Source organism: Algoriphagus aestuariicola (genome assembly GCF_017254835.1).
In the GTDB taxonomy this organism is placed as follows: Bacteria; Bacteroidota; Bacteroidia; order Cytophagales; family Cyclobacteriaceae; genus Algoriphagus; species Algoriphagus aestuariicola.
The window spans coordinates 321,198-343,297 of record NZ_JAFKCW010000004.1 but is presented as its reverse complement, the minus strand read 5'-3'; the positions used below and the strand labels follow the sequence as shown (position 1 = coordinate 343,297).

25 protein-coding genes are annotated in these 22,100 nt (G+C 48.2%); 18 read left to right on the top strand and 7 right to left on the bottom strand.

Annotated features, from left to right (window positions below):
• Window position 1 precedes the first annotated feature (1 nt).
• The 4 genes from J0A67_RS17685 to J0A67_RS17670 all read left to right on the top strand — a co-directional run bounded on the left by J0A67_RS17685 (window position 2) and on the right by J0A67_RS17670 (window position 4,236).
• Entirely contained in the window at window positions 2-334 is a 333-nt protein-coding gene (locus J0A67_RS17685) for an STAS domain-containing protein (RefSeq protein ID WP_206570726.1), read from the top strand.
• A gap of 1 nt (window position 335) precedes the next feature.
• A complete protein-coding gene (locus tag J0A67_RS17680; RefSeq protein ID WP_206570725.1) occupies window positions 336-749 on the top strand; it encodes an ATP-binding protein in 414 nt (137 codons plus the stop codon).
• Between the two features lie 87 nt (window positions 750-836).
• Entirely contained in the window at window positions 837-2,831 is a 1,995-nt protein-coding gene (locus J0A67_RS17675) for a peptidylprolyl isomerase (RefSeq protein WP_206570724.1), read from the top strand.
• A gap of 40 nt (window positions 2,832-2,871) precedes the next feature.
• Window positions 2,872-4,236, top strand: a complete 1,365-nt coding sequence (locus J0A67_RS17670; RefSeq protein ID WP_206570723.1) for a peptidylprolyl isomerase — start codon at window positions 2,872-2,874, stop codon at window positions 4,234-4,236.
• Between the two features lie 60 nt (window positions 4,237-4,296).
• Here the strand turns inward: J0A67_RS17670 and J0A67_RS17665 are convergent, their stop codons facing one another.
• Window positions 4,297-4,614 (bottom strand): hypothetical protein, encoded by a 318-nt coding sequence (locus J0A67_RS17665; protein WP_206570722.1) that lies wholly within the window; start codon window positions 4,612-4,614, stop codon window positions 4,297-4,299.
• Window positions 4,615-4,683: 69 nt separating this feature from the next.
• A complete protein-coding gene (locus J0A67_RS17660; RefSeq protein ID WP_206570721.1) occupies window positions 4,684-6,474 on the bottom strand; it encodes an ABC transporter ATP-binding protein in 1,791 nt (596 codons plus the stop codon).
• A gap of 145 nt (window positions 6,475-6,619) precedes the next feature.
• Between J0A67_RS17660 and J0A67_RS17655 the strand changes: the two genes are divergently transcribed.
• The 8 genes from J0A67_RS17655 (at window position 6,620) to J0A67_RS17620 (ending at window position 12,703) form a co-directional block, all read left to right on the top strand.
• Window positions 6,620-7,720 carry a Glu/Leu/Phe/Val dehydrogenase dimerization domain-containing protein gene (locus tag J0A67_RS17655; protein ID WP_206570720.1) on the top strand — a complete coding sequence of 367 codons (1,101 nt, stop codon included), beginning with the start codon at window positions 6,620-6,622 and terminating at the stop codon, window positions 7,718-7,720.
• 120 nt (window positions 7,721-7,840) lie between these two features.
• Window positions 7,841-9,025 carry a transcription antitermination factor NusB gene (nusB, locus tag J0A67_RS17650; RefSeq protein ID WP_206570719.1) on the top strand — a complete coding sequence of 395 codons (1,185 nt, stop codon included), beginning with the start codon at window positions 7,841-7,843 and terminating at the stop codon, window positions 9,023-9,025.
• 9 nt (window positions 9,026-9,034) lie between these two features.
• The gene (locus J0A67_RS17645) at window positions 9,035-9,337 is read left to right on the top strand and encodes a YtxH domain-containing protein (RefSeq protein WP_206570718.1); all 303 of its coding nucleotides are present in this window, start codon (window positions 9,035-9,037) and stop codon (window positions 9,335-9,337) included.
• Window position 9,338: 1 nt separating this feature from the next.
• On the top strand, window positions 9,339-9,875 hold the full coding sequence (locus tag J0A67_RS17640; RefSeq protein ID WP_206570717.1) for a DUF1573 domain-containing protein: 537 nt from the start codon (window positions 9,339-9,341) through the stop codon (window positions 9,873-9,875).
• Between the two features lie 6 nt (window positions 9,876-9,881).
• A complete protein-coding gene (yajC, locus tag J0A67_RS17635; protein ID WP_206570716.1) occupies window positions 9,882-10,199 on the top strand; it encodes a preprotein translocase subunit YajC in 318 nt (105 codons plus the stop codon).
• 8 nt (window positions 10,200-10,207) lie between these two features.
• On the top strand, window positions 10,208-11,173 hold the full coding sequence (locus tag J0A67_RS17630) for a YbbR-like domain-containing protein (protein ID WP_206570715.1): 966 nt from the start codon (window positions 10,208-10,210) through the stop codon (window positions 11,171-11,173).
• On the top strand, window positions 11,166-11,774 hold the full coding sequence (coaE, locus tag J0A67_RS17625) for a dephospho-CoA kinase (protein ID WP_206570714.1): 609 nt from the start codon (window positions 11,166-11,168) through the stop codon (window positions 11,772-11,774). The genes J0A67_RS17630 and coaE overlap by 8 nt, the downstream gene beginning before the upstream one ends.
• A gap of 44 nt (window positions 11,775-11,818) precedes the next feature.
• Complete coding sequence (locus J0A67_RS17620) at window positions 11,819-12,703, top strand: bestrophin family protein (RefSeq protein WP_206570713.1); 885 nt, start codon at window positions 11,819-11,821, stop codon at window positions 12,701-12,703.
• Between the two features lie 115 nt (window positions 12,704-12,818).
• Here J0A67_RS17620 and J0A67_RS17615 read toward each other — a convergent pair whose 3' ends face one another.
• The 5 genes from J0A67_RS17615 to J0A67_RS17595 all read right to left on the bottom strand — a co-directional run bounded on the left by J0A67_RS17615 (window position 12,819) and on the right by J0A67_RS17595 (window position 16,386).
• On the bottom strand, window positions 12,819-13,067 hold the full coding sequence (locus J0A67_RS17615) for a DUF6952 family protein (RefSeq protein ID WP_206570712.1): 249 nt from the start codon (window positions 13,065-13,067) through the stop codon (window positions 12,819-12,821).
• Window positions 13,048-13,359 (bottom strand): thioredoxin family protein, encoded by a 312-nt coding sequence (locus tag J0A67_RS17610; protein WP_241265241.1) that lies wholly within the window; start codon window positions 13,357-13,359, stop codon window positions 13,048-13,050. Before J0A67_RS17610 ends, J0A67_RS17615 begins: the two co-directional genes overlap by 20 nt.
• A gap of 6 nt (window positions 13,360-13,365) precedes the next feature.
• On the bottom strand, window positions 13,366-13,998 hold the full coding sequence (locus tag J0A67_RS17605) for a peroxiredoxin (protein ID WP_206570711.1): 633 nt from the start codon (window positions 13,996-13,998) through the stop codon (window positions 13,366-13,368).
• Window positions 13,999-14,307: 309 nt separating this feature from the next.
• Window positions 14,308-15,579 carry a serine--tRNA ligase gene (serS, locus tag J0A67_RS17600; protein WP_206570710.1) on the bottom strand — a complete coding sequence of 424 codons (1,272 nt, stop codon included), beginning with the start codon at window positions 15,577-15,579 and terminating at the stop codon, window positions 14,308-14,310.
• Window positions 15,580-15,615: 36 nt separating this feature from the next.
• Window positions 15,616-16,386, bottom strand: coding sequence for a hypothetical protein (locus J0A67_RS17595; RefSeq protein WP_206570709.1), 771 nt, complete (start codon window positions 16,384-16,386; stop codon window positions 15,616-15,618).
• Between the two features lie 77 nt (window positions 16,387-16,463).
• Between J0A67_RS17595 and J0A67_RS17590 the strand changes: the two genes are divergently transcribed.
• The 6 genes from J0A67_RS17590 to uppS all read left to right on the top strand — a co-directional run bounded on the left by J0A67_RS17590 (window position 16,464) and on the right by uppS (window position 22,025).
• Window positions 16,464-17,441, top strand: coding sequence for an isopenicillin N synthase family dioxygenase (locus tag J0A67_RS17590; protein WP_206570708.1), 978 nt, complete (start codon window positions 16,464-16,466; stop codon window positions 17,439-17,441).
• Window position 17,442: 1 nt separating this feature from the next.
• Entirely contained in the window at window positions 17,443-18,642 is a 1,200-nt protein-coding gene (chrA, locus tag J0A67_RS17585; RefSeq protein WP_206570707.1) for a chromate efflux transporter, read from the top strand.
• Window positions 18,643-18,723: 81 nt separating this feature from the next.
• On the top strand, window positions 18,724-19,389 hold the full coding sequence (locus J0A67_RS17580) for a CBS domain-containing protein (protein WP_206570706.1): 666 nt from the start codon (window positions 18,724-18,726) through the stop codon (window positions 19,387-19,389).
• Between the two features lie 89 nt (window positions 19,390-19,478).
• Complete coding sequence (locus tag J0A67_RS17575; RefSeq protein WP_206570705.1) at window positions 19,479-20,354, top strand: NAD kinase; 876 nt, start codon at window positions 19,479-19,481, stop codon at window positions 20,352-20,354.
• A gap of 90 nt (window positions 20,355-20,444) precedes the next feature.
• Window positions 20,445-21,206, top strand: coding sequence for a type IX secretion system protein PorG (porG, locus tag J0A67_RS17570; RefSeq protein WP_206570704.1), 762 nt, complete (start codon window positions 20,445-20,447; stop codon window positions 21,204-21,206).
• Between the two features lie 81 nt (window positions 21,207-21,287).
• The gene (gene uppS, locus J0A67_RS17565; protein WP_206570703.1) at window positions 21,288-22,025 is read left to right on the top strand and encodes an undecaprenyl pyrophosphate synthase; all 738 of its coding nucleotides are present in this window, start codon (window positions 21,288-21,290) and stop codon (window positions 22,023-22,025) included.
• The last annotated feature ends 75 nt before the right edge of the window (window positions 22,026-22,100 follow it).

The following is a 22,100-nucleotide window of genomic DNA, read 5'->3' as shown; positions in this document are numbered from 1 at the left end:
CATGCTTAGTCTGGAAAAATCAAAAGAAAACGAATTTGAAATCCTGAGTCTATACGGAGAAGTGGATGCCAGCAACTCCGTAATCCTAGACGAGGCCATTCAGGAGATCATCGCTTCCGGCAGCAAATCCCTCCTTATCGACGGCAAAAACCTCGAATACATCTCATCCGCTGGGCTGGGGGTATTCATGTCCTACCTGGAGGACTTTCAGGACCAGGGCATCCGCATGAAAATATGCGATCTAGCCCCAAGGGTTTTTGAAGTGTTCAGGATTCTTGGCCTTGACCAATTGATTCCCATCTATCCGGATCGAGCGGCAGCATTTGCAGATTGAAATGAAGTACAGATTGGACATATCTTGCCAAACTTCGGCACTTTCGGAATTGAGAGCATTCCTCCAGCAAGCGCTGGGTGGCGCGACCCTCGACGAAATCGAAAAGCACCAGGTCACCCTGGCGGTGGAAGAAGTCTGTGCCAACCTCATCATCCATTCCCACCGCTGCAACCCCCAGGACATCATCCAGCTCGAAATAAAAGACGCAGATGAAAAACTGATTTTTGAGATTTCTGACCAAGGCGAAGCCTTTAACCTCCTGGACTACGAAGTTCCCGACCTCAAAAAGGTCATGGTAGAAAAGCGAAAAGGTGGCTTAGGCATCATTTTGGTAAAGAAGATCATGGACGAGATCGAATTTGAATCCAAAAACGGTACGAATACCTGCCGGCTGATCAAGTGGTTTCGATCCTAATTTTGGTTAAATGCCCGAGCGATAGGGCTTTCACCTCGAATTACTGATAAATTTGTAACATTGCATTGTAAATCGGCTATCCAGTACATGAATCACCGAACCGTTTCGGCATTTGTAGTCACCCTTCAGATTGCATTCTTGCTTAATTTCCCCCTGTCCACCATCGCCCAAAGTACAGGTGATGCGCTGCTTACTGTGGGAGGAAAACCCGTGGACAAGGATGAACTCGTGTACCTCATCTCCAAAGGTAAAAGCACTGGAGCCCAATCCCCGGGCATCAGCCGGGAGGAGTTTGAGGAAAACCTGGAGCTTTTTATTAATTACAAGCTGAAAGTCCGTGAAGCGGAAGCCTTGGGACTGGAGAAGACAGAGGAATTTTCAAGGGAATTCAGCTCCTTCAAAGAGACCCTGATCCGCCCCTATCTGATCAAAAATTCCCTGGAAGAGGGGGAATTGAGAAAAGCTTACTCAAGGATGCAGGAGGTCGTTAGGGCCAGCCACATCCTTTTCCAGTTTCCGCCAAATGCCAGCACCGAAGACAGCTTGATCGTCCTGAAGATGGCCTTGAAAGTAAAAGGCGAAATCGAAAATGGAGGTGACATCAACGAGCTGGCCGTACAATATTCCGACGACCCATCTGCCAAAATAAACAAGGGTGACTTGGGTTATTTTACCGGACTTCAGATGGTTCAGCCTTTTGAGGATGCGGCTTACACACTTCAGGCTGGACAGGTTTCCGACCCCGTATTGACTAATTTTGGTTACCATATCATCAAAGTCCAAGACCGCCAGCCCAATCCCGGACAGGTAAGGGTGTCCCATATTTTGGTACGCTTTGATGCCGAAAATCCCACCCAAGAAGAAAACGCCCGCAGGAAGATCTCCGACATCTATGCCGAGATCCAAAAAGAAAGCACCGTCTGGGAAGACATCGTCAAAACTTATTCGGAAGATCCCGCAACCAACCAGAGGGGGGGCCTTCTGCCCTGGTTTGGAGTGGGAAGCATGATCCCCGAATTTGAAATGGGGGCCTTCTCTCTCACTGAGATCGGCGAAGTGTCTCCGCCGCTCAAGACCCAATATGGCTACCACATACTCCGCTTGGAGGAAAAAAAACCGATTGCCCCATTCGAGGAAATGGAGGAAAATATCCGATCCCGAATCTTGAGGGATAGTCGCTCAGGAATGATTCAGTCTCAGGTGGTGGCCATACAAAAAGCCCGCTATGGCTATCAGGAAGACGAGTCTTCCGTCAGTCGCTTGGCCCAAATTCTGAACCCAGTGGAAAAAACAAGCTTCGCATCTGAGGTCACCAGCCAATCACTGGACAAAGCGCCCCTTTTTACACTCCAGGGAAAAACCTACCTCGTGTCGGACTTGACCACCTATATGGACGGTGAGGAGATCAGCTCCAAACATACCGGAGGCACATTTGACCTTTGGTTTGATCGCTTTGTGGCAAAAATGCTAGCCCAGACCGAGGAGAAGGACATAGAATCCAACAACAAGGAGTACCAAATGCTCCTCAAGGAATACCATGACGGCATCCTACTCTTCTCGCTGATGAATCAGGAAGTGTGGGAAAAAGGAATAGCCGACTCGCTCGGTCAGGCCGAGTTTTACCGCAAAAACCTAGACCGATACCAATGGAAAAACCGCATCGAGGCCTTTCTGGTGAAAGTATTGGATCCTTCGCAAGCAGAAAACGCCCGCAAAAAACTCCAGGGAAACGGCTACAACCAGACACTCATCGAGGGTTTTGAAGCCGACTATCAGGCCAACTCGCCCCTTGCTTATCAGACGGAGTGGGGCGTATTCGAGTACCCTGACCATCCAGTACTATCCAAGATCGACACGCAACTTTCCTATCAGGAGATCCAATCGGACGGCAGCCTCTACCTGGTTCTCACAGGACAGAAAATCCCGGCGGGCCCGAGAAAATTTGAAGAATCAAGGGGACTCGTGATCCGCGATTATCAGGAATACCTAGACCTAAGCCTGACCGAATCCCTAAAAAGCAAATACCCCATCCAGATCAATCCCCAAGTAAAAGAGGAGACTTTTCTGGCACTGAATCAATAAACAAAACTCCACCTCAGTGGAAAACAGATTACCAAAACCCATGAAATTTCTAAACCGACTTATTCCCAGCCTTGTGGGAGCGATAGTACTGAGTCAGACTTTTGCTCAGGAAGCTCCCCCTACCGGCCAGGTCTTGGATAAAATCGTCGCCAAGGTAGACAATAATATCATCTTGGAATCTGACGTCCAACAAACCTACATAGAGGCTTTGGCCCAGGCCCAGCAGGGAATGGAAGCTCCCACACGCTGCGACATTTTCGAAAGCCTCATGATCAATAAGCTGATGGTGGCCAAAGCAGAGATTGACTCCGTAATCGTGACCGATGCCGAGGTGATGCTGCAGACAGAAAACCGGTTCAATGCGGTATTGCAGCAATTTGGCGGCGACGAAAACATGCTCGTCCAAGTCTATGGAAAAACCGCCGAGCAACTCAAAGGCGAACTGGAAGACGTGATCCGCGAGCAGCTGATTGTCTCCAAAATGAGAGGCCAAATCACTGAAGGACTGACGGTGTCTCCTGCAGACGTCCGCGCTTTTTTCAACAGCATTCCAAAAGACTCTCTGCCGCTTTTCACCTCCGAAGCCACCGTGGGACAAATTGTCAGAAAGCCGGTAGTCAGCGACAAAGTGCGGGAAGAAATCATCGCCCAGCTGAAACAGTTTAAACAGGATATCTTGGATGGGAAGGCTGATTTTGCAGATCTGGCCAAGAGGTACTCCGAAGATCCAGGCTCTGGTGCTCAAGGGGGCGATTTGGGATTTTTCAGGAGAGGGGAATTGGCGCCGGAGTATGAGTCAACTGCTTTGGGTCTTAGACAAGGTGAAATCAGTGATCCAGTCGAGACTCAGTTTGGGTTTCACATGATCCAACTCCTTGAAATAAAAGGCAGCACCTTCAATACCCGCCATATCTTGCGTATTCCAAAGGCTACCGAAGAGGATCTCCTGAAAGCGGAACGCTATCTGGACAGTCTCAAAAAGGAAATCGAGGCGGGCAAAATCGAGTTTGCCAAGGCTGCAAAAGAGTATTCCGAAGACCGCGCCACATCTGATCATGGAGGCTTTTTCACCGATCCGGCAACCAACTCAAACCGACTTTCGCTGAGAACGCTTGAGGATCCGGTTCTTTATTTCACCATCGACACGATGCAGGTGGGCAATATGACTAAGCCCATCCGATTCGAAGATCCACGTGAAGGTACCAAAGTCAGAATTTTGTACTACCACGCAAAATATCCCGCACACCGGGCCAACCTCGAAGATGACTATGAAAAAATGAAAGCTGCGGCGCTCCGCCGGAAAGAAGACGAAATCCTCGGCAAGTGGTTTATCACGGCCAAAGAGGATGTCTTCATCGACGTCGATCCGACCTATGACCGATGCGAGGTTTTACAGGGGAATTAAAAAAGCTTACCCATTTAAAACCAAATGTCCCGAGTACTTTGACTTGTATTCGGGACATTTTTATTTCTTTCCGAAAAGGGACTTGATCGCAAGACCTAGCTGCCTCACCCCCTCCTTGAAAAAACCCTTTGATTCCTGGATCTTCGGCTCCATTTCCTTCTTCTTTTCCTTGAACTCTCGCTCCAGCAGTTCCTTGCCTTTCCGCAGTTCCTCTTCGAGGCTGGTCTTGTTCTCCTTCAGATCCTTGATCTTTTGCTCTATCTCTTCCTTGACTTCGGCGCCGGCCTCAGCCCCTTTTTGAACAAGCTCCTCGATTTTGTTTCCGATTTCCTGGAGAACCTCCTCGATATCCTGAGTTGTAGATTTTTTCTTAGTCATGGCCAAAAGTGATCAGTTGGATATTCAAGTTAGGGGAAAAACTTGAAAACCAGCTTTCTCTGGCAAAATTCACCCTTCAATCTGTTCACCGGATTGTGTTTGCTTTTCGTAAAGCTCGGCATAGACTCCCCGTTGATCCATCAGGGAATCGTGGTCGCCCCGTTCGATGATCTTTCCGTCTGCCAACACAATGATGTGGTCCGCGAGTTTTGCAGAGGAGACCCTATGGGAGATAATAACCGAGGTCCGGTTCTCCATGATCCGTTTTAAGGCGGTCAAAATGGAGTTTTCCGTCTTGGTATCTACAGCGGAGAGACAATCGTCCAAAATCAGGATTCTGGGTTCCTTAGCTATAGCCCGGGCTATGGAAACGCGCTGCTTCTGTCCGCCAGAAAGTGTGATCCCACGCTCTCCGAGCATGGTTTCGAAGCCTTTTGGAAAATCCACGATATTCTGATACACGTCGGCATCTTTCGCCGCCCTTTCGACTAGGGTTTGATCGGGATGGTCTAGCCCAAAAGCAATATTGTTGGAGATCGTATCCGAAAACAAAAACACGTCTTGAGGGACAAAACCGATTTGTCGTCTTAGATCGGAGATGTTGTACCTCCGGATATCTACACCGTCTATCAGTATTTCCCCAGAGGTAGGATCATACATTCTCATCAGCAGGTTGGCAATCGTCGACTTTCCAGAACCAGTCGTCCCGATGATACCCAAGGTCTGTCCGGCTTTGATTTCAAAAGACACCTGATCCAAAGCCTTGATCCCCGAATCCGGATAAACAAACGTCAAATTGTTGACACGAATTTCTCCCTGGAAATCCGCCTCGAGATTTTCGGTACTCACCAAGTCGTTTCGCACATCCAGAAACTCGTTGATCCTCGTTTGGGATGCAGCTGCCCGCTGGACGATGCTGGTCACCCATCCCAAGGATGTCACCGGCCAAGTCAGAATATTGACATAAAGAATAAACTCCGCAATCACGCCATATCCTATCTCGCCTTCGATCACCATGATACCCCCGACATACACGGTGATAATTGTGGATATTCCTACCAAGGCCATGATAAGTGGGAAGAATAAGGCATTCACCCGCGTCAACGCGATGGACTTATGCTTATAAGCTTCACTTGCTTCGGCAAAGTTTCTGGCAGAATCCTCCTCCCGCACAAAGGCTTTCAAAACCCTAATGCCGGAAAAAGCCTCTTGAACAAAAGTGCTCAATTCTGATAAGCTCCGCTGAATCTTCTCAGATCGTTCATTGATCAGATTGTTTACAAAATAGATACTGACCGATAGGATAGGCAGGGGAAGCAGAGAGTAGAGTGTGAGCTCGGGATTGACCGAGATCATGTAGAAAATTACCAGCGGAAAAAGTATCAATAGGTTGAGCCCGTACATGATTGCCGGCCCCAGATACATTCTCACCCGGCTTACGTCTTCGGTGATCCGGGCCATCAGGTCGCCTGTGCTGTTTTTTCGATAAAAGCTCAGTGGGAGATTCTGGTAATGCTCGAAGATCTCGTTCTTCATATCATACTCCACCCGTCTGGACATGATGATAATCGTCTGCCGGATCAGAAAAAGGAAAAAACCCCGCAGCAAGGCCATCACCAGGATCAAAATCCCAAAAATGAAGACATACTCCAAGAAAATTTCACGGGCTGTCTCCCCCATACCACCCTGCATCAGAGGACGATACAGTGAAAAACTCTCAACCACATAATCTATCGCGATTCTGACGAGTTGGGCAGGTATAATTACGAAGATGTTGGAGATTACCGTAAATACTATCCCCAACAGCAACAGACCCTTGTACTTAAATAAATACTTATTGATTCTCCAAAGCGGCTTCACCAAATAAAAATTTTTAATTCCAATATAGAGTTACAGAAACTACTGATGCAATTCCTTTGTTGGCTGATAAAAGTATTTAATTTTGTATCAGCCCTTTCCGGAGGCTACAACCCAAATATAACATATTCTAAAAAGCTAAGTTCACATGTTAGAGATTAATGCAACCGAAACGGTGCAGGAAGGGTCCATCTTTGGACAGATCAGCACAATGGATCATGAGCAGCTGGTGGTATGTCATGACCAAGCCACAGGCCTGAAAGCGCTCATCGGCATCCACAACACCATACTTGGACCTGCTCTGGGCGGTACCCGAATGTGGCCATACGCGACGGAAGCCGAGGCAATCACCGACGTATTGCGACTTTCCAGAGGAATGTCCTTCAAAAATTCCCTCGCGGGGCTGAATCTAGGCGGCGGAAAGGCGGTGATCATCGGAGATCCAAAACTAAAGAACGAGGCTTTTCTGAGAAGATTCGGAAGATTTGTGGAAAGCTTGGGTGGAAGATATGTGACCGCGGAAGACGTCAACATGAAAACTTCCGACATGGAATACATCGCCATGGAAACCCGCCATGTGACCGGTTTGCCGCAAATCAAAGGTGGTGCAGGCGATCCTTCACCCGTGACGGCATTTGGGGTGTATATGGGAATGAAGGCTGCTGCCAAGAAAGCCTTTGGCTCCGACTCACTGAATGGCAAAAAAATAGGCGTTCAGGGCGTGGGTCAGGTCGGCAAATACCTCATAGACTACTTGGTCAAAGAAGGCGCTGAGATTCTCATCACAGACATATTCGAAGAAAAACTCAAAGAAATTGCAAAGACGACAGGAGCAACTGTCGTGGATCCAAACATGATCTACGACCTTCCGATGGACATCTATGCGCCATGTGCTTTGGGTGCAACCATCAACGATCAGACCGTGGACAGACTGAAGTGTGCGGTGGTCGCTGGCGGCGCAAACAACCAACTCAAGGATGAAGCAAAACATGGAAAGATCCTTATGGAAAAAGGAATCGTCTATGCCCCCGACTTCTTGATCAATGCAGGCGGAGTGATCAACGTAGGCGCGGAATATTACGGGGACTATCACAAAGAAACCGTGTTCTCACAGACTGAAAAGATCTACGACACCTGTCTCACCATCCTGGAAAAATCCGAAAAAGAAACCATCCCAGCCCAACAGGCAGCCATAGAAGTGGCCAAAGCCCGAATTGAGGCGATCGGAAGAGTAAAACTTTCTTTCTAATCACAATTCCCTTTTCGATAAAAACCACCGGCAGCCAAACTGTCGGTGGTTTTTTGTCCTCTATATGATGGCTACACCCCGTCCAAAAATCCCTATATTTACGGCTCTTTCACTACCTATATGCTTAACAGAAGAATCCTCAGAGTCAAGGCATTTCAAAACCTCTATGCTTTCGAACAATGCAAAGGATCTAATCTCAATATTGCCAAAGACTTCATTCGGGAGTCTTTCCTGCCGGATCTCAACAGCATGGAAGTCCAGGACAAGCCTGCGCTCACGAGAGATGCGGAAGAAGCCGTCAAGCTTTTTGACCAAAATCTCGAGAATGAGAGCCTGCTGAAATCCTCCGACGCGAAACCTAAAATCAAACAGATAGTGCTACAGGCGCTAAAGCAGTTCCACACTGCCAATGAGAAGGATCGCGATTTTATGCTGAGAAACATGATCACTTCTGCGGAGCGCATCCCGCAGCTCTACCTCTTAGCCATTGAACTGCTTCAGGCTTTCGCCAAGCATGTCGAAAAAGAGATCGAGAAAAAGAAAAGACTTGCCGGAGACAGTCCTGTTGCTTTCACAAACGAGCTCAACCTCGCAAACAACCAAATCTTAAAAAACATCCGCGAGTCCCAAGCCTACCAAGCCGCGATAGCTAGGAACAACGTCAACCTTGACGACCTCGAGCTTGAAATCAGGGAATGGTTCAGAGATTACATTAAGACCTCGGAACCCTATCAGGAATATCTGAAAATTGCCGAGCCTACGATAGAGCAGGATTTCGAGGCTGCAGACGATCTTTTGAAAAAGGTGATTTTCAAAAATGAAGTCATCCTCAACTATTTTTCGGAGAAAGATCTCAATTGGACTGAGAACAAGTCGGTCGTGAGAAGCCTGGCTTCCAAAGTGTTGAAAAATGCGGCTGGAAGTGAGGAATCAGAAGGAGACCAGCTGCCGGAGATTGCCATCAATTGGGACGAGGACAAAGAGTTTTTTCAAAATATCTTTAACTTCACTATCGAAAACGAGGGAATGAGCAAGTCCCTAATCGCCCAAAAGACCAAGAACTGGGATATTGACCGACTGGCATTCACCGACAAAATCATCATCTCCATGGCTATAGCCGAGATGAAACATTTCCCGAGCATTCCGGTGAAAGTCAGTATCAATGAGTACATTGACATCTCCAAAACCTATAGCACGCCCAAGAGCAAGCAATTTGTCAACGGACTGTTGGATGTTTTGGCGAAAGAACTAACCGACAGCGGCCAAATCCGTAAGAGTGGTCGAGGACTTTTGGACAATAAATAAGAAAAAAATATGAGCAAGAGCAGCAACACCCTATTCGCATTTGCCCTCGGCGCCGGAGTTGGCGCGGCACTGGGCATTTTGTTTGCACCCGACACTGGGGCAAATACCCGTGACAAGCTTTCCTTCAAACTCTCCAAATACAAAAAAGAGCTGGAGGAACTCATCAACGAACTTGTAGAAGGAAAAGAACTTCACCTAAACGAAGCAAAAACAGAAGGCAAGCGGGTGATCTCCGAAGCAAAAAACAAAGCAGAAAACCTGCTCAATGACGTGAACAAACTAATCGATCAAATTAACCAAGGTAATAACTAACATGAAAATCAAATTGCTTAGCGCATTCGCCCTGGCCTTGGTATTGGCCAGTTCCTGCGCTCAAAAGGACGACCAAGCGGCTAAAATCAAAGCCCTAGAGGACAAAATCGCCCAGTTGGAAACCAGTAACACCGCAGTGACCCCAGTCAATGCCCAGTCTACCACCACCGCAGACCCGAGCACATTGGGCCAGTTTGAGTTTGCCGAAATGGAGTATGATTTCGGAACGATCAACGAAGGCAAAGTCGTGGAGCATATCTTCAACTTCACCAACAACGGCCAAGCTCCTTTGGTCATTTCCAACATCACCGCGTCTTGCGGATGCACCAGCCCTGACTGGACCAAGTCTCCCATCAACCCAGGTGAAAAAGGATTTGTGAAAGTGGTGTTCAACTCTACAGCAAAATCAGGCGCCCAGGCTCCGACTGTCACCATCCAGGCAAACACCAACCCAACAGTAACCCGGCTGAGGATGAAGGGTTCGGTTACTCCAAAATTGGCTGGCGCTGAAGCTCCTGCAGGTCCATTGAAGCGCTAGATAATCATGATCAACACAGTATTAGCACAGGCCGCAGCAGGTGGCGGGGGAATTCTTGGACAAGTATTTCTATTCGGCTCCATCATTCTGATTATGTATTTCTTCATGATCAGACCCCAGCAGAAAAAACAGAAGGAAACCAAAAAATTCATTGAGGAGATCAAAAAAGGCGACGACGTGGTGACCATCGGAGGCCTACATGGCAAGGTTTACAGCGTGGACGGGACTACCGTGCAGCTTGAGCTTGACCGTGGGCTGAAGGTGACCGTCGAAAAATCCGCCATCTCTCTTGATTTCTCAAAGAAATCCACCCCATCCAAATAAATTGAGCTTTGCCGGAACATAAAAAATCCTCCGGAAGGATTTCTTCCAAAAAACTCTCCAATCTGAAAGTGGTAGTCCTCTGCATCGTAGCGGCTACCACTTTTTGGATTTTAAATGCCCTTAACAAAGACAACTACACCACCATCGTGGACTATCCGATCGAGTGGGACTTTGATGGGGAAAAATACATGGCCATCCAGCCTCTACCCGAAAGCGTCCCCATACAGATTTCAGGAAATGGCTGGGATCTCCTCCGTAAGTATTTCAAGCTCAACGAGCCGCCTTTTGTCATCAACCTGGCCGAGCCCGCTTCCCGGACCTATATCCTCACCTCTGACCTGAAGCGCCCTTTAGGCGATTTTATCACACCCACCACTCTGATTGGCTTGCTGGAAGATTCACTCACTTACCATATCGACCAGATAGAATCGCGAAAACTAAACCCCGTGCTGGACACAGCCAGTTTCACGCTGGCTAAGAATGTCGAAATAGACGGCGAGATCAACTTCGATCCAGAACAAATCACGGTAGTTGGTCCGTCTTCTTTGTTGGACACCTTTGAAGGCAAGTTCTTGGTTTCGCTTTACAATGAGCGGATCAGCGAAGATTTCAATGAGCCCGTACCGCTGAGAATTCAGAAAGGTCTTGAGGACATACTTTCGCTCCAAAATGAATCCGTCGAGGTAAGCTTCTCTACGATCCAATTTCTCGAAGGCAACAAACGGCTCAAGCTGAAAAAACTGAATTTCCCCAAGACAGTGACGCTCGAAAATGAAGAGCTCACGCCTGTTATTTCCTATTTGGTGGATGGAAGCAAGGTCACAGAACTGAAAGACATGGAGTTCGAGGCTATTTTGGACTATGGGAAGCGCAACCGGGAAGACAGCACGATCACCATCGTGGTCAGGCCCAACCCCAGCTATATCAAGGAGATGAAGATCGAACCTCCCTTTGTCAAGTTGAAATATGAATAGTTCGAAGCCTCGCTGGATCGGGATCACGGGAGGCATAGGCTCCGGCAAGTCGACCGTATGCAGAATCTTCCAAATCTTGGGAATTCCGGTGTACTCCGCCGATGATCGCGCCAAATGGCTCATGGCTAATGACCCTGAGCTGAGGCTCAGTATCAGCTCATCGTTTGGCGAAAAAAGCTACCGCGAGGATGGGAGCGTCAACCGAGTCTTTTTAGCGGAAAAAGTTTTTCCGGATCCAGAAAAAGTAAAACAAATCAACGCCCTGGTCCATCCTGCTGTCGGAAAAGATTTCAGGAACTGGGCGGACAAACAGAAAAGCCCTTACCTGCTCAAGGAAGCCGCATTGCTTTTTGAAACTGGTTCGGCCAAAGAACTGGATAAGGTCATCAACGTAAGCTCCCCCCTCAAAATCCGAATCGCTCGCGTCTTGATGAGGGATCCCCACCGTGATGAAGCCCAGATCAACCACATAATCGACCAGCAGATGCCGGACGATGAGAAAAACGAAAAGGCTGATTTTGTAATCAAAAATACCGACAACAAACTCCTGATTCCACAAGTCCTGGATATCCATCGGAAGCTCTGCGCCGGTTATGAATAAAGCGGTCAAAGGAAATAGGCAACTAAGAATCTTAATTGGATAATATGAAGGTCTATAATACCAAGGACTGGGCCCAGTTTGTCTTTATGGTCACCAAATCGGATACGCTACTAAAATTGGCTCCTCTGATTTTGTTTATCCTGGCCTATTCCCTTGGCATTACCTATCTGGAAATCCACTATTTCAAAGTCACTTCGGACAGCTGGGTAAGGAACCTCCCTCAGATGCACAGTTTACTGAGTTTTGTGATTTCGATGCTGCTGGTTTTCCGAACGAACACGGCTTACGACCGCTGGTGGGAAGGGAGAAAGCTCTGGGGGCAATTGGTCAACAACAGTCGAAACTTTGCCATCAAGATTGCGGGAATGATAGCTCCGGAGGATGAGGAAACCAGAAAGTTTTTTCGCAGGGCTATTCCCGTGTACGCCTTCGCACTCAAAGATCACCTTCAATCCAAATTGACAGAATATAGCCTCCATGAAGGGGACATTGAAGGCTTGCCTACCAAAGTAGATGGGCAAATGCACGTTCCAAATCAGATTGCGAAGGGGCTATTTGCCAAAATCAACCAACTCTACTCCAAGGGCAAAATCAGCGGTGACCAGCTAATCGTCCTCAACGGAGAAATCACGGCGCTCACTGACATCTGCGGAGCCTGTGAACGCATCAAAAACACGCCCATCCCCTATAGCTACAGCTCTTTCATCAAGAAGTTTATCATGCTATACACGCTGTCGCTTCCGGTCGGCTATGCCTACATGTTGGGTTATTTTGCCGCGCCGATCGTCGCTTTCGTCTTTTATGTCTTGGCCAGCTTGGAGCTGATTGCCGAGGAAATCGAGGAGCCCTTTGGAGACGACGAAAACGACCTCCCCATGGCAAAAATGTCGGAAAATATCCAACGGCATGTCGGTGAAATCCTGAGCTGACTTCAACATCCCCAGTACAATCGAATCTACTCTCCGGGCATCGTCTTGACAGAAAGAAAAAAAGGGACCTCAACTGAGATCCCATTTCAATACAATAAACCCTAACACTAATTTATTATCTGTCGATCGAGCCTAGCACTTTTTTCATGAAGGCGTTTCCGGCATCTTTTTCCGACATTCCATCTGCTATCATTTCGTGTACCTCAAGTGCGCCACAAAGATTGGAGATCAGTTCGCCGATCACGTCGATTTCCGGCTCTTTCAGTGAAGGTGCCTCAGTGATAGCTTCCAAAACCCCCAAGGCCGTCTCGATCTGCTCGGGCGTACAGCTACGCTGGATTGTCTTAATTACCGGCAACTTCATGGATCAATGCTTTTAGCTGGTCTTCTTTGTTGGTTTGGATCTGCTTGAGCAGCTGACCGCCCTTGAAGGAAGCAAAAGTCGGCAGGTTGTTCACTTGGGCCAACTTTCTGGAATTGGGGAACTTCTCGGCGTCAACTAGGACAAATACTGCCCCGGCATTCTCTCCCGCCAGTCTTTTGAACTTGGGCTTCATAATGCGGCAATTGCCACACCAGCCGGCAGAGTATTGCACCACGACTTGGTCATGTTGCGCTACCAGCTCCTGCAGGGTATCTTCGGTCAGTTCGATCATGATCTATTAATTGTTTGACAAGTAGTTAGCAACACCTTCATTGGTAGCCTGCATCGCTTCTTTTCCTTCCTCCCAGTTGGCAGGACATACTTCACCAAACTTCTCGACGTGCAGTTGCGCATCGACGATTCTTAGGTATTCGTCTATATTTCTTCCCAGTGGAAGGTCATTGATGGACTCGTGACGTACTATTCCTTCTTTGTCGATGAGGAAGGTACCTCTGTATGCAATCGGCGCACCAGCGAATGACCAAAGACGGGTTTCAGCGTCGAAAGAATATTCGCCGGCAAGCACTCCATAGTTCAGGGAGATAGTCTTGGCAGCGTCAGCCAAAATTGGGTAAGTCACGCCCTCGATACCGCCCTCAGCCTTTGGAGTCATCAACCAAGCCAAGTGAGTCTCTTCAGTATCAGTAGAGCAACCGATCACTACGGTATCTCTTTTCTCAAATTCTGCCAATTGCGCTTGGAATGCGTGAAGCTCTGTAGGGCAAACAAAGGTAAAATCCTTGGGGTAGAAGAAAAGGATCACATTCTTCTGGCCGATGTACTGAGACAAGCTAAAGTTTTCTACGATCTCTTCTCCGTTGATTACCGCTCCTACCGAAAATGCTGGAGCCTTTTTTCCGACTAATGCCATGATTCTTTGTTTTGTTGAAAATTTGATAGTACAAAGCTAGCCATGGATTCGGTATTTGTAAAAAAACAAACCATCTCTTAGGGATTTCTAAAATAGCAGCAAACAGAATATTATTCCGATTTCGAAAACTTATCAGAACTAAAGGCTCCGAATCAAAAAATCCAGCCTACTAAATCTGCCCGCAACGGATTGCGAACCACATAAAAAATTTAGTATTGATTTACTCTATCGGGAATGTGGAAAAGCAATGGACTCCAAATCTCGCATAAACCAAAACCGTCCCGATCATTTCGGGACGGCATTCAGCATCTAGATTTTGTCAAATCCAAGATAGGGATGTAGCACTTTGGGCATCAGAATGCCTTCAGGAGTCTGGTTGTTTTCCAGTATGGAAGCCACAATACGCGGCAAGGCCAAAGCCGAACCGTTGAGCGAGTGCGCCAAGTGCGTCTTCTTGTCCTCTCCCCGGAATCTAAGCTTCAGACGGTTGGTCTGGTAAGTCTCAAAGTTGGACACAGAGCTCACCTCAAGCCATCTCTCCTGCGCTGCAGAGTAGACTTCCATGTCATAGGTAAGCGCGGAAGTGAAGCCCATATCACCTCCACAAAGTCGAAGTACGCGATAAGGCAATTCCAACTTTTGAAGCAAACTCTGCACGTAAGTACTCATGCTTTCGAGTGCCTCATAGGACTTATCCGGATGCGTGATCTGTACGATCTCTACTTTGTCAAACTGATGCAGTCGATTCAGCCCACGTACGTGCGCCCCCCAAGAACCCGCCTCACGACGGAAGCAAGGCGTATAGCCTACGTTTTTGATCGGAAGTTCTGCCTCGGACACGATCACATCCCGGTAGAGGTTAGTGATGGGAACCTCGGCAGTGGGGATAAGGTAGAGGTTGTCGACGGTAGCGTGATACATCTGTCCTTCCTTATCCGGCAATTGGCCTGTCCCGTAGCCCGACTCCTCATTGACCAAGATAGGAGGTTGCACTTCGGTGAAGCCCTGAGCCAAGGCCTCGTCCAAAAAGAAATTGATCATCGCCCGCTGCAGACGCGCACCTTTTCCCTTGTAGACTGGAAAGCCCGCCCCGGATATTTTGGCACCGAGGTCAAAGTCGATGATGTCGTATTTTTTGATCAGCTCCCAATGCGGCAACTTCCCTTCAAAAAGGCTTGGGATCGAGCCGTGTTCCAACACCACCTCGTTATCCTCCGCCGACTTGCCTGTCGGCACAGAGCTGTGGGGCACATTGGGGATGGTGTAAAGCAAGGCCTTGAGCTCATCTTCCGTTTGGGAATACTGCTCTTCTAGCGATTTGACCTGTTCCTTGATCTCGCTAGTTCGCTCTCGGACCGCAACCGCTTCTTCCGCTTTGCCTTCCTTCATCAACTGTCCAATCTGCTTCGAGATAGCATTTGCTTCAGCCTGCAACTGGTCTCTTTGCGTTTGGGTGGACTTTCTCTTGTCGTCCAAGGTGATTACTTGAAGGAGGAGATTGGCTGCGTTGTGGATATTCCTTTTTTGCAGCCCAGCTAGCATACCGGCGTAGTTGTCCCGGATTTGGTTGACTAAAAGCATGGAGAAATCTTGATTTGGGAGCCCAAAGATAAGGACTTATCGAACATACACGGCTTTGGTGACGGCGGAGAATGGACCTTCCAGCTCTTTTCCATTCGTCCCCATCAGCCTCACATTTACCTGATAGTCGCCTTTTGGAAGGTTGGTGACGCGCACCGGAGCCATGTGATCTATCTCGTAGGTGTAGTCGTTTACTTTGATCTGGACTTTCAGGCCGTCAAGCTTCATGTCTCCACCCAATAACAAAAAATCCACCACCAGCTCCTCACCGACTGCTATCGTCTGGGAGTTTCTCGGTAGGTTGAGAGCCAAATAGGGCTCCGCAGAATAGGGAAAGGGCCGTGAGTCTCCGACTATAAAATCCCGGTCCACATAGTTGCCGAAACTTTTCAGCGCATGGCCTTCATCATCGACGAGAAAGCCCACCACCCTGTAAGTACCCTCGGTGAGCTCCCTTTGGAAGATAGGAGAATAATAGCCAACCGGATCTCCCCCGTTCAGGATGAGGTGAAGCCTTGGCTTATCTCCAGTAATATCGCCAAATGGAAAATTTTTGCTGTTGAATTCGAAGGGGACCTTACCCGGCCGAAAGACCTGATTTCCCAAGGGCGTATGCAGTTCCAGAATCGCATCAGGATAGGCAGCCGAATCCCCGTATTGGTAAAAAGAAACTTTGGGCATCTCCAAATCCAAAGTAACCGAATCCGACAATCCATCTACTACTGACTCATTTATCTTTCGTCTGTCTTCCGAACAGCCGATCAACAGCAGACAAAACAAAATCGGTAAAAGGAGGAATTTCTTCATTTGGCGACCCAGATTGAGTCTAAAGATATTTATTTTTGAAGAAATATATCGGTACAGCACAACTAACAACAATAGAAATGGACATCCTCTTTGATGAAATCCCAAGCCTGGATTTGGCGGACTTCACCTCCGGCACTCCCGCCCAAAAAGCGGCTTTTGTCAAAAAGCTGGGGGAAGCCTATGAGAATATCGGATTTGTGGCAATCAAAAACCATGGACTGTCCAAAGAGCTCCAAGACAGGCTCTACCACTCTATCAAATCATTTTTTGCGCTACCCGACGAGATAAAAAAGAAATACGAAAAACCCGAAATCGGCTATCAGCGTGGCTACACCGGCAAAGGCAAGGAACACGCAAAAGGCCGCAATACGGGAGACCTGAAAGAGTTTTATCATGTCGGTCAAGAATTGGATCTGATCCCCGACTCAGATAGCGTCAAAGGAGAATATCCCGAAAACCTATGGCCAACGGAGATCAAGGAATTTCAAAATGACGCCATCGAGGCCTATCAAACTCTTGAAAATGCCGGCAAAGCCATGCTCCGCGCCATTGCGATCAATCTGGATCTCCCAGAGGATTATTTTGAGGACAAGGTAGCCTACGGCAATTCCATCCTCCGGCAGATCCACTACTTCCCGATCGAAAATCCAGACGAAGTCCCGGCTGATGCTGTTCGGGCTGCCGAGCATGGCGATATCAACCTGATCACGCTCCTCATGGGAGCCAGCGCGGATGGTTTGCAGGTGCTAAGAAAAGACGGTAAGTGGATTCCGATTACGGCGCTCCCAGATCAGTTGGTCGTAAACGTCGGCGACATGCTCGAGCGCCTCACCAACAAAAAACTGAAGTCAACCATCCATCGGGTGGTAAATCCTCCCAGGGAGTTGATGAATACCAGCAGATATTCCATTCCGTTTTTCATGCACCCTAGGTCCGAAATGGACCTCACCTGTCTGGCAAGCTGTGTCGACGAAGAGCATCCCAAGCAGTTTGCTGATGCTACAGCTGGGGAATTTCTGGATGAAAGACTTCGTGAATTAGGATTGAAGAAATAAGATGTCGGTCCGCAAAGTCCGATACTATGTGTTTCTAAAAGATGTCCTGGCACTTTCTGTCACTGCCTTTGGCGGGCCGCAGGCTTTTTTGGCGATGCTGCTGGAGCGGATGGTAAAAAACAGGGCCTATATCACCGAGGACGAGCTCTGGGAGCTCAATGCACTCTGCAACATCCTTCCTGGTCCATCCTCTACCCAATTGATTTCCGCAATTGGTTTCCGGGTTGGCGGGCCAAACTTGGCGTACTTGGCGCTTTTTGTCTGGATACTTCCTGCCACACTGATCATGACAGCAACGGCGGTCTTGATCCAGTTTTTGCAGGAAAACACCCCAGGTGCCCTGGGCTTTGCGAGATTTATCCAGCCCATGGCTATTGGCTTTATCATTTTTGCCGCCCAGAAAACCATCTCCAAAATGGTCAAAAGTACCGAAGCTATGATCCTGATGTTGATCTCTGCTTTTGTATCCTTTTTTTATAGTTCTCCCTATATATTTCCGGTGATGCTGGTACTGGGAGGATTGAGCACCTCGATCAAGTACAAAAACCAACCCAAGGCGGAAGAGGACAAAACGCTTGAAATCAAGTGGGCGAATTTCTACCTATGGGGAGGCGTGTTGCTTTTGGCAGCAATCGCCGGTGCCATCACCAACTACCAGCCTATCCTGCTTTTTGAGAACTTTTACCGAAACGGCAGCTTGATCTTCGGAGGCGGCCAGGTACTGGTCCCCTACCTTTACACGGAGTTTGTGGACTTCAAGCATTTCCTGAGCTCAGAGGAATTTTTGACCGGCTACGCGATTTCCCAAGGCATTCCAGGCCCTACATTTTCCATTTCTTCCTACGTCGGTGCGCTTTCAATGCGGGAGTTTGGGCTGACCGGATTTTTGCTCGGAGGCTTGATTTCTGCAGCGGGAATATTTCTGCCGGGGATTTTCCTCATATTCTTTGTGATCCGATTTTGGGATCAGCTCAAGCTGTACAGACCTGTGCGGGCTGCACTCGAGGGCATCAATGCGGTTTCCTGCGGAATGTTGATCGCGGCAGCCTACCTGCTTTTCGAACCGCTGGAAGCCAATGCCCTTCATATCTTTTTCATCCTTGGCACTTACTCGGTCTTGCAGTTCAGCAAAATCTCCTCGCCGATGATCATCCTCGCAGGCATCGCTCTAGGTATAGTGGCCAATTATCTGGGGATCTAGCCATCGGAAAAAGGGACGAAAAGGAACAAGAATAGGATGAAAAGCGTTTTGAGTTCTAAATTCATTTCCTAAATTCCATCCATGCAAGCCTACGAGTTCATCAATAGTCTGATTCCGCCCCTCAAACTCTCCGACAGAGCGGGGATGGCATTGGCTTGGATGGAGGAGATACGAACCGATTCCCTGCCCGTGGCGGACCAAGGAAGGTTCCTGGGATTCATAGGGGATGAGGTGATTTTTGAACTCAACGATCCCGAACAATTGGTCGGCACGATAGAGCTCGAAGCGGGCGCTTGCTGGGTCTACTCCGACAAGCATATCTATGATGTGCTGCGTGTGGCCTCCGAAAACCAGTCCAACCTCGTGGCGGTCCTGGACAGGGAAAACAGCTACCTGGGTGTAATTTCCATGGAGGATGCAATCGCAGCTTTTGCAGACAGTCTTTCGATCAAATCCCAGGGGAGCGTCCTGATTCTTTCCATGAACATGACGGACTACCTACTGTCCGAAATATCAAGACTTGTAGAGTCCGAAAACACCAAAATCCTCAGCTCATTTATCACAAACGATCCTCTGGACAGCGACAAGATCAAGCTCACGCTAAAGCTAGACAAACCGGAATTGCGGCACGTCAAAGCAACCTTAGAGCGCTTTGGCTATCGGGTGATTGACCACTATCAGGAAGAGACCGGCATCAGCAGCGAAGAAGACCGAATCGGTAACTTGCTGAGATTTTTAGATATTTAAGGCATGAAATGCCCATCAAACCAGCTAACCACACCATCAACTATCACGTACGGCATTCCATGTGACCGCTAAAAAACAATATCAATCACATGAAAATAGCCTTGCACGGCATCTCATTCAAAGCCGAATATACTTTTCACATCGAACGACTCTTTCAGGAACTCCAAGCCCACCAGATAGAAATCCTCGTAACCGAACCCATGGATCGGGCATTAAAGATGCTGGGCAACAAGCACCTGACCTATTGGTTGATTGAAAGCGAGGAAGATTTGGCTTCCGCGGACTTTATGATCACCATCGGTGGGGATGGTACCCTGCTGGACGCAGTGTGCCTGATTGGACGTCTGGAAATCCCCGTTCTCGGCCTAAATACCGGTAGGCTGGGATTTCTGGCCACGGCCGCTACCAACCAGATAGGCGAGGTGATCAGCAACCTAGCCGGTGGCAATTTCCAGATTGAATCCAGGTCGCTCATCTCCCTAGACTGCAGTCGGAGGCTTTTCAACGGGATAAATTTTGCCCTCAACGAATTTACGATACACAAGCGGGATACCTCCTCTATGATCACGGTACATACCTACATAGACGGCAAATACCTGAACTCCTACTGGGCCGATGGACTGATCGTCTCCACGCCCACAGGCTCCACTGGCTACTCCCTGAGCTGCGGAGGACCTCTGATTACTCCGACGACCAAGAGTTTTGTGATCACTCCAGTGAGCCCACACAACCTGAACGTGCGCCCCATCATCGTGTCGGACGATTCTGAGATCAGTTTCGAAATTGAGGGAAGAAGTGAAAAGTTTCTGATCTCACTGGACTCTCGCTCCACTTCCATCTCCTCGGAAGTAAAACTCAGTGTAAAAAAAGAGCTGTTTTCGGCAAAATTGGTCAAATTGCCTCACTTTCATTTCTTTGATACCCTGCGACAGAAGCTCAATTGGGGCTTTGACATGAGAAACTAAAAAGAGCACAATTAGGGGTTAACATTAATTAACCCGTTAAATACCAAGCAGCGTTTTTTAAACGTTGGGTACTTCATAACTTGCACCGTCTTGAAAAAGGTCAATTTTAAGATTATCAGACACTTACTCGTTTTTATCCTCGTTTTGACCGGGCATTTGGTCCCGGCCAAGGCCCAGAAATACGAGATAGGTGGTGGGCTCGGTGTAGGAACATATACTGGGGACATTATCCGAAAAGTTGACCCCCGTCAGATTGGACTTCAAGGCACGTTGTTTGGCAAGAGAAATTTTGACAATGTGTGGAGCTTAAGAGTAGCCATCAGCTCCTCCGTCCTGCAGGCTGAGGACAGCCTGCGACCATTGGATCCCGCAGCCCGTGTCAGGGACGGGAGATTTAGAGGTGGCGTGATAGAGGGCAGCGCAGTGATGGAATTCAACTTTCTGGACTTCCTCAGAAGCAATTCCGAGTTTCGCTGGTCTCCGTATGCCTTCTTTGGCCTTGGGTATTCGTATTTTATCATGAAAGGTAACACCTATGGATACCTGAATTCCGAAAGATACGACGACAACTCCCTAGTGATCCCCTTTGGCGGTGGAGTAAAATACCGGCTGAACAAACGATGGACTTTAGCTGCGGAACTCGGCTTCCGCCCTACGATGACAGACTACCTGGATAAAATTGATAGCAGCCTTCCAGCCATTCCCAGAACAGCTCCTCCCCCCGATCCGAACACTGGACAAATCCCCCCTTACGGCATCAATTTTGGAAATCCCTACACCAAGGATTGGTATTACTTCATGGGGGTTACAATCAGCTATGCCTTAGACAATGTGAAGTGTTTCGCCTATTAATAAATTGAATGCTAGGCCTGAAAATTGGAAAAGAAATAGCATTTTTGTACCTCCAAAAAATTAGGTACCCAATCCATTGGAATGAAGGAAAAACTTGACCTAACCAAAATCCCTAGACATATCGCGATAATCATGGACGGCAACGGCCGATGGGCCAAGAAAAAGGGAGCCATGAGAATCTTCGGACACAGACATGCGATCCAAGCGGTCAAAGATGCCATCGAAGGGGCGGACGATCTGGGAGTGAAATACCTGACCCTATTTTCATTTTCCACGGAAAACTGGTCCCGCCCGCAGGACGAGGTAAAGGCGCTCATGGAGCTTTTGGTTAAGACCATCATCGACGAGATTTCGCTGATGATGAAAAACAACATCCGCCTTATCTCCATAGGCGATACGGAAAGCCTTCCCCGATCGGCAAACGAGAAACTGGAGGAAGCGAGAAAACAGACAGAAAACAATACCGGCCTGACTGTAGTGCTGGCACTCAGCTACAGCGGACAGTGGGAACTCACCAAAGCTACCAAACGCATTGCTCAAAAAATCTCTGAGGGAAAACTGAAACCCGAGGAAATCACCCAGCAGACCATCGCTGATCATCTGGATACGGCCGGCATACCCGACCCAGAGCTGATGATTCGCACCAGTGGGGAGCATCGGATCAGCAATTTTCTACTCTGGCAGCTAGCCTACACCGAGTTGTACTTTACGCCGGTGCTATGGCCAGATTTCAGAATGGAACACCTTCATGCCGCAATAGAGGACTATCAAAAGCGAGAAAGAAGGTTCGGCAAGACCGGCGAGCAAGTTAAATCTTAAGTAATGCATGAAGTCGAGCTAGACGCTAGCCTCGTGATACACACTCATGAAGACTAGCCATGCGAGATTCCATAT

Excerpts from the sequence above, each read along its gene's own strand:
- J0A67_RS17645 (WP_206570718.1), top strand. The coding sequence starts at position 9,035 with ATGAGCAAGAGCAGCAACACCCTATTCGCATTTGCCCTCGGCGCCGGA.
- J0A67_RS17575 (WP_206570705.1), top strand. The coding sequence starts at position 19,479 with ATGAAAATAGCCTTGCACGGCATCTCATTCAAAGCCGAATATACTTTT.
- J0A67_RS17605 (WP_206570711.1), bottom strand. The coding sequence starts at position 13,998 with ATGGCATTAGTCGGAAAAAAGGCTCCAGCATTTTCGGTAGGAGCGGTA.
- chrA (WP_206570707.1), top strand. The coding sequence starts at position 17,443 with ATGTCGGTCCGCAAAGTCCGATACTATGTGTTTCTAAAAGATGTCCTG.
- J0A67_RS17685 (WP_206570726.1), top strand. The coding sequence starts at position 2 with ATGCTTAGTCTGGAAAAATCAAAAGAAAACGAATTTGAAATCCTGAGT.
- J0A67_RS17670 (WP_206570723.1), top strand. The coding sequence starts at position 2,872 with ATGAAATTTCTAAACCGACTTATTCCCAGCCTTGTGGGAGCGATAGTA.
- J0A67_RS17640 (WP_206570717.1), top strand. The coding sequence starts at position 9,339 with ATGAAAATCAAATTGCTTAGCGCATTCGCCCTGGCCTTGGTATTGGCC.
- yajC (WP_206570716.1), top strand. The coding sequence starts at position 9,882 with ATGATCAACACAGTATTAGCACAGGCCGCAGCAGGTGGCGGGGGAATT.
- coaE (WP_206570714.1), top strand. The coding sequence starts at position 11,166 with ATGAATAGTTCGAAGCCTCGCTGGATCGGGATCACGGGAGGCATAGGC.
- nusB (WP_206570719.1), top strand. The coding sequence starts at position 7,841 with ATGCTTAACAGAAGAATCCTCAGAGTCAAGGCATTTCAAAACCTCTAT.
- J0A67_RS17680 (WP_206570725.1), top strand. The coding sequence starts at position 336 with ATGAAGTACAGATTGGACATATCTTGCCAAACTTCGGCACTTTCGGAA.
- J0A67_RS17590 (WP_206570708.1), top strand. The coding sequence starts at position 16,464 with ATGGACATCCTCTTTGATGAAATCCCAAGCCTGGATTTGGCGGACTTC.
- J0A67_RS17610 (WP_241265241.1), bottom strand. The coding sequence starts at position 13,359 with ATGATCGAACTGACCGAAGATACCCTGCAGGAGCTGGTAGCGCAACAT.
- J0A67_RS17665 (WP_206570722.1), bottom strand. The coding sequence starts at position 4,614 with ATGACTAAGAAAAAATCTACAACTCAGGATATCGAGGAGGTTCTCCAG.
- J0A67_RS17655 (WP_206570720.1), top strand. The coding sequence starts at position 6,620 with ATGTTAGAGATTAATGCAACCGAAACGGTGCAGGAAGGGTCCATCTTT.
- uppS (WP_206570703.1), top strand. The coding sequence starts at position 21,288 with ATGAAGGAAAAACTTGACCTAACCAAAATCCCTAGACATATCGCGATA.
- J0A67_RS17580 (WP_206570706.1), top strand. The coding sequence starts at position 18,724 with ATGCAAGCCTACGAGTTCATCAATAGTCTGATTCCGCCCCTCAAACTC.
- J0A67_RS17595 (WP_206570709.1), bottom strand. The coding sequence starts at position 16,386 with ATGAAGAAATTCCTCCTTTTACCGATTTTGTTTTGTCTGCTGTTGATC.
- serS (WP_206570710.1), bottom strand. The coding sequence starts at position 15,579 with ATGCTTTTAGTCAACCAAATCCGGGACAACTACGCCGGTATGCTAGCT.
- J0A67_RS17620 (WP_206570713.1), top strand. The coding sequence starts at position 11,819 with ATGAAGGTCTATAATACCAAGGACTGGGCCCAGTTTGTCTTTATGGTC.
- J0A67_RS17615 (WP_206570712.1), bottom strand. The coding sequence starts at position 13,067 with ATGAAGTTGCCGGTAATTAAGACAATCCAGCGTAGCTGTACGCCCGAG.
- J0A67_RS17675 (WP_206570724.1), top strand. The coding sequence starts at position 837 with ATGAATCACCGAACCGTTTCGGCATTTGTAGTCACCCTTCAGATTGCA.